Below are 12,847 nucleotides of genomic sequence, written 5' to 3'. Positions count from 1 at the left end.
CCGAGATTCCGGAGATTGCGTCAATGGCAACCCTCATCTTTGCCGGCTTCATTCTGTTGTCGGTCTATCTTGCTTTGCGTGCGCGCGGTGGACGCGGTCCGCAAAGCGTCCATGACTTTTTCGTGGCGTCGCGCCAGTTCGGCGCGTGGCTGGTGTTCTTCCTCGCGGCCGGCGAAATCTACAGCATCGGCACAATGGTCGGCTTCCCGGGCGGCATCTATGCCAAGGGGCCGACCTATGGCGTGTGGTTCCTCGGCTACATTCTGCTGGCGTACCCGGTCGGCTACTTCCTCGGCCCGAAGATATGGGACGCGGGCAAGCGCTACAACGCCATCACGCTGCCCGATCTGTTCAAGGGGCACTTCAACAACCGCTTCCTCGAACTGGTCGTGGCGATCACGGCGATCGTGTTCCTGCTGCCGTGGGGCCAGTTGCAGTTCACCGGCCTGGTCGCCGCGCTCAAGGGGTTGGGGTGGAATTTCCAGCCGTTGTGGCTGATCTGCTTCTCCGCCATGCTGGCGTTCGTCTATATCGCGATTGCCGGGGTGCGGGCATCGGCCTATATCGCGGTGCTCAAGGACGTGCTGATGGTCGCGGCGATCGTCATCACCGGCGTGGCCGTGGCGTGGGAGTCGGGCGTGACGCCGGTATTCCAGGCCGCGAGCCAGCACGTGAGCAACGCGATGAACACGCAGCAGCTCACGTTTGCCATGACGACCATCGTGTTCCAGTCGCTGGGCATGTACGTGATGCCTTTCGGCGTGCAGAACTTCTTCACGGCCAAAAGCGCTTCGACGATCCGTCGCACGCAGATCGCCATGCCCCTTTACATGCTGATGTATCCGTTCCTGGTGCTCGCGTCGTACTACGCGATCGCGCAGAACATCACGCTCGCCTCGCCAAACGAAGCGTTCTTCGCCGCCGTAACGCAGCTGTTGCCGTCGTGGCTGGTCGGACTCGTTGCCGCCGGTGCGGCGCTGTCGGGCCTGCTGGTGCTTGCGGGCATCTGCCTCGCGCTGGGGCCCATCGTCACGCGAAACATCCTGTCCGGCATGCCCGAGCACCGTCAGAAGGCCAGCTCGAAGGTGGTGATCGTGCTGTATCTGCTCGGCTCGATCGTGCTGACGCTGCTCACGCCGAATCTCATGCTCACGCTCATCAACATGGCGTACTACGGGGTGACGCAGTTCCTGCCCGGCGTGATCGCGGTGGTCTTCCGCATGCGCGTGCGGGCGACGGCCGTCGCGGCGGGCGTGCTGGCCGGGCAGGGGCTTGCGCTCGTGCTCTACTACAAGAATCCGGACCTCGGCGGGGTGAACCTCGGGCTGATCTGCCTGGTGGTCAACGTCGTGGTGATGTCGGTGCTCAACGTGATCCTCGGCGGCCGCCGCGTCGAATCGATGGACGCTCGCGTGGGCACGCTTTCCACCTACAAGAAGTGAAGATGACAGACAGAGAAGACAGAGACGACAGCGCAGCGCGCAACGCCACGGCGCGCCGAGACGACATCCGCGTCTACGTGGCGCGCAAGATCCTGACGATGAACCCCGCCCAGCCGGTCGCGACGCACGTGGCCGTGTGCGACGGACGCATCCTTGCCGTGGGCGGACGGCAGGAGATGCGTCGCTGGACCGACGCCGCACCCATCGAGGCGCTGCACGACAAGGTGCTGATGCCGGGTCTGGTCGAGGGCCATTGCCATTTGATGGAAGGCGCGATGTGGGACGCGGTTTATGTCGGCTACTACGACCGGCGCGGCCCCGATGGGCATCTCTGGGAGGGGCTGAAGACGCCCGTGGCGGTGCTCGACCGCCTCAGGGCGGCGCTGCAACGCATGACCGATGACCACAAGCCTTTGCTCGCCTGGGGTTACGATCCGATCTTCTTCGAAGACACGCCACTGGTCGCGCGCGATCTCGATGGCGTGTCGGTCACGCGTCCGATCGCGATCCTGCATGCCAGCGTGCATTTGATGAACGTCAACACGGCAATGCTCGAGCTCGCGGGTATCGACGGCGACACTGACGTCGAGGGCGTCGTGATGGGGGAGGACGGCGAGCCGACCGGCGAGCTCCAGGAGTTCGCCGCCATGTTCCCGGTGTATCGCGTGATCGGCGAGGGGTTGTCGATTGCGGCGAGCGAGAGCACGCGCGCCATCTGGAACTTCGGGCGCGTGGCGCAGCTCGCCGGCGTGACGACCGCGACCGATCTGGTCAACGATCTCACGCCCACGGGTAACGCCAACCTGCACGAAGTCACCCGGGACCCGGCGTTCCCGATCCGCATCGTGCCCGCGTTCGCGCCGCAGCGCTGTCCGGAGGGCGGACCGCAACGGGTGCTGGAAGCCCGCGAGGCCAACACCGACAAACTGCATTACGGCCCGGTGAAGTTCATCGTCGACGGATCGATCCAGGGATTCACGGCGAGGTTGCGATGGCCCGGCTATCACAACGGCAAGCCCAATGGCCTGTGGCTGATCCCACCGTCGCAACTCGTCGAGACATTCATGCCGTTTCATGCGGCAGGCCTGCAATTGCACATCCACACGAATGGCGACGAGGCGACGGAAGTCGTGCTCGATGCGCTCGAAAAGTTGCTCGAGCTGCATCCGCGCACCGATCATCGCCACACGTTGCAGCACTGCCAGATGGCGGACCTGGCGCAGCTCACCCGTGCGCAACGCCTCGGCTTGTGCGTGAACTTCTTCGCGAACCACGTCTACTATTGGGGCGATGCTCACTACCAGCAGACGATGGGACCGGACCGTGCGAACCGCATGGACGCGGCAGAGATCGCCCGCCGGATCGGTTTGCCCTTCGCATTGCATTCCGACGCACCGATCACGCAGCTCAGCCCGCTGTTCACTGCGTGGTGCGCGGCAAAGCGCGAGACGTCGTCGGGCCGCTTGCTCGGCGAATCGCTGCGGCTGCCGGTCGACGACGCGTTGCGCGCCATCACCATGGGGGCGGCGTTTTCGTTGGGAATGGACCATCTGATCGGCAGCATCGAAGTCGGGAAATATGCGGACTTCGCGGTGCTCGACGCCGATCCTTACGAAGTTCCGCTCGACGACCTGCGACAGATGCCCGTATGGGGCACCGTGCTCGGCGGCGAGATCTTCCGCGCGCCGGCGTGAGGCCGATGCGACACGATGACCGTGCGGGGATGGCGTCGGCGGCCGCGACACACGCCGCCGATCCGGGAGCGAGGGCCCCGCGCCCGCCCATTCCGATGATCGTGCTGGGCGGCTATCTTGGCGCGGGCAAGACGACAATCGTCAATGCACTGCTGCGCAACGCCGACGGCTTGCGCGTGACGGTGCTCGTGAACGACTTCGGCGCGATCAACATCGATGCCTCGCTGATTCGTGAGCGCGGCGACGACGTGATCGGTCTCGAGAACGGCTGTGTCTGCTGCACCATCGGCGGACGCCTCGTCGAAACGCTGATCGCGCTTGGCGAGCGCGAGGTGCGCCCCGATCTGCTCGTGATCGAGGCGAGCGGCGTGTCCGACCCGATGCGTATTGCACAGGTGGGGTTGCTCGATCGCGCCTTTCGCCTGCACGGCATTGTCGTGGCCGTGGATGCGAGCGGCATTGACGACACGCTCGACGACCGTTATGTGGGCGATATCGCGCGCAGGCAGATCGCGGCGGCGAGTACGCTCGTGCTGACCAAGGCCGATCTCGCCACTTCGGACGAACAACGGCGAGTGAGGGCGCGACTGTCGGCGCTCGGGGCGACACGGATCGTCGTGACCGCGGACAACGGCGTGGTCCCGCGCGAGATTCTGCTTCCGGACGACGCGCTCACGATGCCAGGTCTGCTCAGCCCCCGGCCATTGCGTGGGTCTCGCGACGCGCTGCCCGAGGGATTGCGCGCCTTCGACTGGCAGACGGACGGCCTGATCGACCGCGAGCGATTGAAGGCGGCGCTGGCGTTGTGCCCGGGCAAGCTCCTGCGGGCCAAGGGGTTCGTGGCGCTCCCTGGCGAGCGCATGAGCGAGATGCATGCGGTCGGCGCCCGCGTGGCGTTCACACGACGACCGGAGATGTCGCGCCGCCCGTCGCATATCGTCGTCATCGGCGTGCTGACCGACGAGGAGATCGTGCAATTGCGATCGGCATTTCGGGCGTCGACACTTCCCGGCGACGCCGCCGCCTGACGAACCGCCTGCGGTGAGTTCGGTTGGGGGAAATCGCAGACGGTGCCGGATCATTCCTGCAATCGGTCCTTCGGCATCGGGCAGAGACTGGACATCTCCCGCTCTCCCGAGGATCTCCGCATGATCAATGCCGACGTACAGTCCGTCTCGACGTTCCCGTTTCAGGGCTACCCCGCGTCCCAGCTGAGCGCGCGCCGTCTCGCGGTGCTCGATGAGTTCGACGCGGCAATGGATACCGGCGCGGCACCCCGCCACGCGATCGAAACCTTTCTGAAGTCGTTCACGTCCATGGGGCCATGGGACAGCTTCAAGGACTGGTTCGCGCACGGCGGTACGAAGCAGGACGTCCTCGTGGCCGTTGCCCGATGCCACGTGGCATCGTTCGAGGAGGGACAATGCTTCTTTGCGGGCGGCGACGATCGCGATAGCGTCAACGTGGATTCGCTCACGGTGTTGCGCGAACTGAACCCGGACGTCAGAAGCGCCATTCTGGCGAGTCCCACGCTGGGGGCGAACCAGCAGATTCACTTCTTCCTGCCGGGCACGTCGTTGTGCGTGCCGCTCGGCACGGCCTGTCTGGGCGACGGTGACGGCGCGCTCACCCGTGAGGAAGCCGTGGGTGTTCTCACGCGAGGTGTCGAAGACGCCGGGCCGCTGCTTGCGCAGTTCATCGCCAGCGAGCGAAGCAGCCGGTTCCTGGTCGTATGGCGCGATCTGCTCGAACGAGCGCGCCACGAGAATGGCTGGAAAGAAGCCATGACGCCAGAGAACGTCGAGCGCGTCGGCTTCGTCTGCGAGCATATCGCCAGCCAGGCCGAATCGTCGGCACTGGGCGGCTTGTGGTACCGACACGGCGCCGAGGCGTTCTGCGAGGCGGACAGCCACGAGAATGCGGCGCGCGCGTTCGTCAATGCGGCGAGCGTGTTCAGTGGCGCGCACGACGAAAAATCGGCCAAAACGGCATCGCGCAACGCGGGCTACGCGTTCACGCGTCAGTTCGACGAGATGGATGGCGGCCAGACCGATCGCGGCATACGAGTGCTGCGCGATGCCTTCAACGCATTCGATTACGCCGGCGCATATGACTCGGCGCTCTGGACAGGGATGACACTGCATCGTCATCTCTGCGACGGCGGGCAAGCGGAAGCGGCGGCGGAAGTCGCCAGGCAGATCGCTGCCGTCATGCGCCGCAACGGACTCCCGGGGCAGGCTGTCGGTTGGGAAGCCATGGGGGCGGAGCCCTCGAACGCCGGGCAAGTGGCGCGGAACGAATAGCCTGCGCACCCGATGTAGAGCGGGTCGCGCGAACCCGCGTCGGGCCACGTTGGCAGCGCCGTCCCGACGCCGTCGCGCGCTTGCAATGCGCATCCTCCACGTCTTCGAACCGAACGCCCATGCCATCGATCACGTCGACGACTGCCACGAATTTTCCACTGGTGGCCTATCCCGCGCAGCGTCTCAGCGAGCGGCGCCTGGCAGCGCTCTCTGCCTTCGAGCGACGCATGATGTCTGCCGTGGCGCCCGTACCGGACGAGGTGTTTCGGACGTTCATCCAGGAATTCACCAGCATGGGGTGCCGGGACAGTGCACTCGACGGTCTTGCGCGAGGGCGCGGAAAACGCATCAGTCTCCTGGCCGCGGCGCAGTCCCACATCGCGTCGTATACCGCGGGACAGGCCTATCTGCTTCGCGATCCCGATCGACGCTTCGACGCGTCGCGCTATCTCCTCGATCAACTCGGCAGCGAAGCGCGCCGCGCGATGCTGGCGAACCCGGCGTTGTCCGAGAGCGGGCGGGTCGTACTCTGCTTTCCTAATTCATGCCTGCGGCTTGCGCTGGATGCAACGTGTTTCGGCACGGGGGACGGGGCCATCACGAGCGAAGAAGCGCTTGCCTTGCTGCAAACGCGTGACGACACGCTGCAAACGTTGATCGGTCGACTCGTCACGCTGATGCCGGACAACCCCGGCGATCTGACGGGCAAGCAGAATTTCCGCGATTGGCGCGCGCTGCTTGAGGCGGCGCAAGTGGCCTGCCATCGGGACAAGGACCACGGGGCGGACGGCGGGTTCGATACGTTCGATATCGACGCGGACCTCGCGAGCGGCTTCCTGCATCTGTCGAAAATGGCGGATTGCCAGGACGATGCCAAGCGCATGCTGGTCGCCTGTGCCCGTCAGCACACCGATTCCGGATTACCGCGCAAAGCCGCGCAGGCCTGGCGTCACCTTGGCGAATTTCTCGAAACGTGGCGGACCGATACGGGGTTGCAGGAGCCTGCGCCACGCGCATGGCAGGCGTCGCTGTCCTCGGCGTCAAAAGTCGTTGGGCGTGGTGTCGCGGGCGAAGCCGGGGCCGGCATCGGCGCATGCCGCGAACTGCGCGAGCAATTGCGACGCGAGACCGCCGACGCGTTTCTTCAGGCGGCCGGTCTTCTCCTGGAATGTGGGGAAACGGAGGATGTCCGCGGTTGCCTCGACCGCGCGCGCATCTTGTTCGATGGTGCGATGACGAGCGCCAACTGGTTGTCCGCGGCGCATATCGGTGCAACGCTCTACGAGCAATACCGAACCGCCGGATGGCCTGAGGAGGCGCGGGCGATCGCGCGGCAGTTGATTGCGCCGCACCACGTAATGGGGGACGGCGACGAGACCCGGAAATGGGAACGTCGCGCGATATCGGTTGAGTGACCAAGATGCCCGCCATTACGCCTGTTGCGCCCCCCAATTTTCCCGTTGCCGATTATCCCGGCGCATGCCTGAGCGAGCGTCGGCTGAGCCGACTCGACGAGCTGGACCGGGCGCTTGCCGACAATGCGTCTCCGTCCGAGGCGATTTTCAACGCGTTTCTCGACAAGTTTCGGTACATGGGCCCGCTGGACATCTTCTACGACAAGTTCTGTCGAGGGGGCGTCAAGGCCGATCTTCTGACGTGTGCGGCGTACTGCCACGTGGGATCGTACCGTTCAGGCCGCGCGTATCTGGCGGCGCAGAAACTGATCAAGCGCGTGAGCGGAGATGCGTTGTCGCTGATCGCCGCGATTGCGCCCGAGGCCCGGCAGGGGATTCTCGATACGGCCGTACTTGGTGATGGCGGACAGATCGTGCTGATCGTTCCGCAGTCGGGCTTGCGCGTGCCGATCGGCGCGGCATGTTTCGGCGACGGCAAGGGGGCGATCAGCGCGGCCGAAGCCGCGAGATTGCTGCTGCACTGCGACACTGAAGGGCGAACCTTGCTCAATCGTTTCGTCGTCGAGCTCAGGGGGATTCCGTACGATCCGGACGCCGCCCTCGTCCTGCCGTCTTGGTATGCGCTGCTGCGGCGAGGCAGAGACGGCCTCTCCGGGCAGGATCTGGCACACATCCACGCGCATCTGACCGACATGGGGGCGGCCTTCCGCGAACTGGCGCAAGGCGCGCTGGCAAATCCGCGGCGCCGTACGCTGCCGCTGATTCCCGCGTTGACGGCGAGCGCGGCGGCCTACCATTCCGCCCGGGGCTTTGCGAGTGAGGCGCAGATGTGGCGGGAAGTCGCCAGACATCATCGGGCTGCCGGCGACTTCGACGCGGCGCGTGTCGCGCAAGGTTGCGCGGGCGCCGCGTTCGTTGCGGCGGCCAACGAGGCGGCGGACCCCGCATACAGCGCCGAGATGCGTTTGCTCGCCTCGGCGTTCGACGCCTTCGCGGCGGCGCCCGATCCCTCGGCGATGGTGACGACGGGACGCGCGCTACTCCGCCACTATGCGCAGCGCGCCATGTTGCCGGAAGCGACGCGAATCGCCCAGGCGACGGGGCTCGATTTGCCGATGGAGCTCCGTCGCCAGGTTCAACCGCCCTGCGTCAAATCTCGAATCCCGGATCAGGCGAGCGCAACTTACGCCAAATCGAACGAACCGTGAACGCCACCAGCAGTACCGTCAGGCTGACCACGCCCAAGGCAAGCGGCGTGCGTTGGTCGGGGATGAACGCCATGGCGCCGACGATCGACAGCATGCCGATGATGGCGACCCAAGTGAGATACGGAAAACCCCACATGCGCACCTTGAGCTTGCCCGGTGATTCGCGCTCCAGCCGCTTGCGCAGCTTCAACTGCGAAAAGGCGATCAGTACGTACACGAAAATCGCAACCGTCCCGTAAGAGTTCACGAGAAAGGCGAACACCGTATCCGGCGACACGTACGACATTACCACCGCCGCGTAGCCGAACAGCGTGCCCACGAGAATGGCCCGGACCGGCACGCCGCGCGTGTTGAGCTTGGCGAGCGAACGGGGGGCGTCGCCCCGGCGCGTGAGCGCGAACAGCATGCGCGACGACGCGTACAGACCCGAATTCAACGCCGAAAGCACCGCCGTGAGTACCACGGCATTCATGATGTGCGCCGCGGCGGGTATGCGCATCGCTTCGAGTGCGCTCACGTACGGCGTGGCCATGCTCGCCGAATTCCAGGGCACCAGCATCACCACCAGCAGGATCGAGCCAATGTAGAAGAACAGCACGCGGCCGATGACCGAGTTGGTTGCCCGTGCCACGGCCTGCTGCGGTTCGGCGGCTTCGGCGGCGGCGATCGTCACGATCTCCGCGCCAAAGTAGAAGCCGGTGGCGGCTACTGCCCCCGCCATGACCGGGCCGATGCCGTTGGGCATGAACCCGCCGTGCGAGAGCAGATGCCCAGTGCTCGCGACTGCGCCCGGCCACATGCCGAACACGAAGAGCGCGCCGAGGAACAGGAACACCACGATGGCGGCAACCTTGATCGAGGCGAACCAGAACTCGAATTCGCCGTACGATGCCACCGACACCAGATTCGTCAACGTGAGCACGACCAGCAGCGTCAGGCTGATGGCCCAGGCGGGGATGTCCGGCAGCCAGAACTGGATCAGGTTGGCGCCCGCCACGGCCTCGACAGCCACCACGATCACCCAGAAGTACCAATACATCCATCCGGTCAAAAAGCCGGCGAGCTCGCCGCCCACGGGCTTGTCGTTCCAGGCGAGACGCGCGTATTCGTAGAACGACCCGACGGCCGGCAGGGCGCAGGCCATCTCACCGAGCATGCGCATGACGAGCACCACCAGCGCCCCGGTGATCAGAAACGACAGCACGGCAGCGGGGCCTGCCGCATGCACCACCACGCCGCTCCCGACGAATAGACCCGCACCGATCACGCCGCCCAGCGCGATCATGCTCATGTGCCGCTGCTTGAGGCTCGACTGGAGATGCGCGCCGCTGTCACGATTGGCCATGGCGACCTCCGATGACGGGCATCGCCGTGGTGTGCAACGCGCGAACGATGCGGTGCGGACGGGGGGATGAAACGATGCGGGGGGAAATACGCGGAAATGTGCGCAAGGGAATGCGCGTGGGAATGCGCAGGATTACGACGCTTGTCTCGACTACCACACAACCTCCTGAATGCCTTGTTTGACGTCAGGTGCGGCCGGGGGAAGCCGCCCTGCGTCTCTTTTTGATGACCAACGGACCGCGACTGCCTTGTCAGACCTTGCCTTTCCAGGGCACCAGCACGCGCTCGAGATAGCGCATGATCAGATCGAACCCGAAGGCGAAGAAGCCGATCACGATGATCCCCATGATCACGATGTCCGACGCGAGGAACTCCGCCGCGTTGAGCACCATGAAGCCGAGGCCGCTCGAAGCCGCGACCATTTCGGCGGCCACCAGCGTGGTCCAGCCCACGCCGATGCCGATTCGCATGCCGGTGAAGATCTCCGGCAGTGCGGACTTCACGATCACGTGCATCACGATCTGGCGCGGGGATGCGCCCATCGAGTACGCCGCGTGAATCTGTTCCATCGATACCGAGCGAACGCCGGCGCGCGCCGCGATTGCCAGCGGTGCGAAGATGGCCAGGTAAATCAGGAAGACTTTCGAGAACTCGCCAATGCCGAACCAGATGATCACGAGCGGCAGGTATGCCAGCGGTGGCAGCGGACGATAGAACTCGATGGGCGGATCGAATACGCCGCGCGCAATGCGCGACACGCCCATCAGGATGCCAACCGGGATGGCGGTGACGCAGGCGAGCGCGAACGCGCCGAACACACGGTACAGACTCGCGAGCGTGTGTTGCCACAGCGTCGAACCCGCGAAGCCTTCCGTCGCGACCTGCAGGAATTTCTCGACGATCGCACGCGGTCCCGGCAGGAACAGCGGTTTGATCATGCCCGACGAGGTGATGGCGATCCACAGGAGCAGAAGCGCCGCGACCGTCACGATGCTGATGACGAGGCTTGGACCCTGGCCGGGCGCGCCGAACGACTCGCCCGCCTTGACCGGGCGCGGGGCAAACATCCTGGCGAACAGGCCGCGCTGGCGCGGCGGCCGGGGTGAGGGGGGCGACAGCGACGCGGGGTGCTGCACGCCGGTGCCGGGGGTGGTGACAGGTTTGGTCATCATGATGGCAACGTCTCCGAATCAGGCGGCAACCGCGCTGGCGCCAGACGTCGCTGTCTGTCCCGCGCGCTCGTCGCCGTAAATGATGCTGAGCACGGTCTCGCGCATGGCGATGAAATCCGGACTCGACTTGATGGCGCGGGCATCGCGGCATTCGAGATAGCGCTTGTTGAAGTCGAGTTCGTAGGTGTGCGTGATCCGGCCCGGGCGCGGCGACATCACGATCAGCCGGCTTGCCAGGAAGAGGGCTTCTTCCACGCTGTGCGTGATGAAGAAAATCATCTTCTGCGTCTCGCGCCACACGTCGAGCAGCAGCTCCTGGATGGTCTCGCGCGTGAGTGCGTCGAGTGCGGCCATCGGCTCGTCCATGAGCAGCATCGACGGATTGCACGTGAGTGCACGCGCAATTCCCACGCGCTGCTGCATGCCGCCGGAGAGCTGGTAGATCATGTGGTTGTGGAAGTCCTGCAGCCCGACGAGCGCCAGGTTGCGCGCCGCGCGCTCGCGACGCTCTGTCTTCGGCACGCCTTGCAGCTTGAGGCCGAATTCGGTGTTTTCCATCACGCTCAGCCACGGCAGCAGTGCATGCTTCTGGAACACCACGCCGCGGTCGGCGCCGGGGCCTTCGATGGGCGCGTTGCCGAGCAGCAATTCACCCGACGTGGGCGCGATGAAGCCGGCCATCAGACTGAGCAGCGTGGTCTTGCCGCAGCCCGAGGCACCGAGCGCCACGACGAAATCGCCGGGCGCGATGGTCAGATCGACGTGCGCGAGCGCCTGTACCTGCTCGCCGGGCCGCCGGCCGGGATATACGACGCTGACGTCGTTGACGATGAGTTGTTCCATGAAGCCCTTCTCCTGTCGATCGAGCGATCGGGGAAGGGCCGTGGCGCCGAACCCTGTCGACGCAACGGCCCCGGTACGGCTTACTTCAGTTTGAGTGCGGCGTCGACATATCGCGACGTGACGTACGGGGTGTAATCCGCCTTGACGGCGTTGATCTTCTGCTGACCCTTGAGGAACTCCGCCGTATCCTTGAGCGCCTTGGCCGCGCGGCTGTCCTTGCCACCGCCCAGCCATTCCGACGACGCTTGCTGTTGCGCGGACGGGAAGGCGTACAGCGAGAGCGCACCCGGCACGTCTTCCGGCTTGCCGCCGATCATCTTCACGATGGCCTTGACCTGCGGCGACGTGGGCGTCCACGCGGCATGGTTCTGACGGTACGCCGCGTCGGCGTCGGCGATCACCTTGACGAACTTCGCCATGAAGTCGGCGTTCGCCTCGCCCCACTTGCGATCGACAGCAATGCCGTCAAACGTCGGCTTGCCCTGTTTCGACAGCTCGCCGGACGTGATGAGCACGTGGCCGCTTTGCTTGATCTGCGCGAGCGCCGGATCCCACACGTAGGCCGCGTCGATGTCGCCACGCTCCCAGGCCGCGACGATCTGGTTGGGCTGCATGTTGAGCACTTGCACTTCCGTGGGTTTGATTCCCCATTGCTGCAGCGCAAACATGGTGTGGTAGTGGGTCGTGGAGACGAACGGCACACCGATCTTCTTGCCCTTCAGGTCGGCCGGCGTCTTGATGTTCGACGCATTGCGCACGACCATGGCCTCGGCCTGGTTGATGTCGTCGAGGATCCAGAACAGTTGCAGGTCCAGTCCCTGGGACACCGCCGCCGCCATCGGGCTCGAGCCGAGCACGCCGATCTTGATGTCGCCCGACGCCAGCGCCGTGGCCACCTTGGCGCCGGATTCGAACTGGCGCCAGTGGATTTTGTAGCCCGTGGCCTTTTCGAACTCGCCGCTGGCGATGGCCGTGAGCCACGGATCGACGATCTGCTGGTAGGCGATCGTTACCTCCTTCTCCTGCGCCTGTGCCGTGGCCGGCAACGTCAATCCGAGCGTAAGCGCCGCGGGCAAGGCCGCCGCTGCCAGTGCTGTGGCGGCGAACACCCGTCGCAGCCGGTTCGGAAGTCCATTCATGGTTCACCTCTAGTCGGGAAGTTTTTCGATGGAACACTCGGGGTTGACGCAATTGGCGTGTCGAATCGGCGTCAAGTGTCTGCATCATTGCCGCCAGCATTTTTGTTCGTTAGAGCCAGTTGGCCGCATTTGATGATGCCAACTGGTCCAGCGACCCCCTTCCTCGTCCGCAACCCGCATGGATGCTCGAATCTGCGGTGATTCGACGGAACTGCGGATAAACCCCAATTCGGAATTAACGTCACCGCCTGATGAGTAATAATTGACGTTCTAGAAGTGACAGGGTG

10 protein-coding genes are annotated in these 12,847 nt (G+C 64.9%); 6 read left to right on the top strand and 4 right to left on the bottom strand.

Features of this window, described 5'->3' with window-relative positions:
* Positions 1-23: 23 nt before the first annotated feature.
* The 6 genes from PMO31116_RS04600 (at position 24) to PMO31116_RS04575 (ending at position 8,062) form a co-directional block, all read left to right on the top strand.
* Positions 24-1,442, top strand: a complete 1,419-nt coding sequence (locus tag PMO31116_RS04600) for a sodium:solute symporter family protein (RefSeq protein ID WP_150565688.1) — start codon at positions 24-26, stop codon at positions 1,440-1,442.
* Between the two features lie 98 nt (positions 1,443-1,540).
* Positions 1,541-3,136, top strand: a complete 1,596-nt coding sequence (locus PMO31116_RS04595; RefSeq protein ID WP_246185161.1) for an amidohydrolase — start codon at positions 1,541-1,543, stop codon at positions 3,134-3,136.
* Positions 3,137-3,141: 5 nt separating this feature from the next.
* Positions 3,142-4,164: a CobW family GTP-binding protein gene (locus PMO31116_RS04590; RefSeq protein ID WP_246185145.1), complete on the top strand. Its 1,023-nt coding sequence runs from the start codon at positions 3,142-3,144 to the stop codon at positions 4,162-4,164.
* Positions 4,165-4,284: 120 nt separating this feature from the next.
* On the top strand, positions 4,285-5,439 hold the full coding sequence (locus tag PMO31116_RS04585) for a hypothetical protein (RefSeq protein ID WP_150565687.1): 1,155 nt from the start codon (positions 4,285-4,287) through the stop codon (positions 5,437-5,439).
* Between the two features lie 119 nt (positions 5,440-5,558).
* Positions 5,559-6,854 carry a hypothetical protein gene (locus tag PMO31116_RS04580; protein ID WP_150565686.1) on the top strand — a complete coding sequence of 432 codons (1,296 nt, stop codon included), beginning with the start codon at positions 5,559-5,561 and terminating at the stop codon, positions 6,852-6,854.
* Positions 6,851-8,062 (top strand): hypothetical protein, encoded by a 1,212-nt coding sequence (locus PMO31116_RS04575; RefSeq protein ID WP_150565685.1) that lies wholly within the window; start codon positions 6,851-6,853, stop codon positions 8,060-8,062. The genes PMO31116_RS04580 and PMO31116_RS04575 overlap by 4 nt, the downstream gene beginning before the upstream one ends.
* Here the strand turns inward: PMO31116_RS04575 and PMO31116_RS04570 are convergent.
* From PMO31116_RS04570 to tauA, 4 genes are all read right to left on the bottom strand, one after another.
* Positions 8,004-9,407 (bottom strand): amino acid permease, encoded by a 1,404-nt coding sequence (locus PMO31116_RS04570; RefSeq protein WP_150565684.1) that lies wholly within the window; start codon positions 9,405-9,407, stop codon positions 8,004-8,006. The genes PMO31116_RS04575 and PMO31116_RS04570 overlap by 59 nt on opposite strands.
* Before the next feature lie 250 nt (positions 9,408-9,657).
* Complete coding sequence (locus PMO31116_RS04565; protein WP_150565933.1) at positions 9,658-10,473, bottom strand: ABC transporter permease subunit; 816 nt, start codon at positions 10,471-10,473, stop codon at positions 9,658-9,660.
* Between the two features lie 123 nt (positions 10,474-10,596).
* Positions 10,597-11,421 carry a taurine ABC transporter ATP-binding protein gene (locus PMO31116_RS04560; protein WP_150565683.1) on the bottom strand — a complete coding sequence of 275 codons (825 nt, stop codon included), beginning with the start codon at positions 11,419-11,421 and terminating at the stop codon, positions 10,597-10,599.
* Positions 11,422-11,501: 80 nt separating this feature from the next.
* Positions 11,502-12,560: a taurine ABC transporter substrate-binding protein gene (tauA, locus tag PMO31116_RS04555; RefSeq protein ID WP_150565682.1), complete on the bottom strand. Its 1,059-nt coding sequence runs from the start codon at positions 12,558-12,560 to the stop codon at positions 11,502-11,504.
* Positions 12,561-12,847: the final 287 nt, after the last annotated feature.

The sequence above is a fragment of the Pandoraea morbifera genome (genome assembly GCF_902459575.1).
Classification (GTDB): domain Bacteria; phylum Pseudomonadota; class Gammaproteobacteria; order Burkholderiales; family Burkholderiaceae; genus Pandoraea; species Pandoraea morbifera.
The sequence above is the reverse complement of the archived record's forward strand: the minus strand, read 5'-3'. Positions and strand labels throughout refer to the sequence as shown.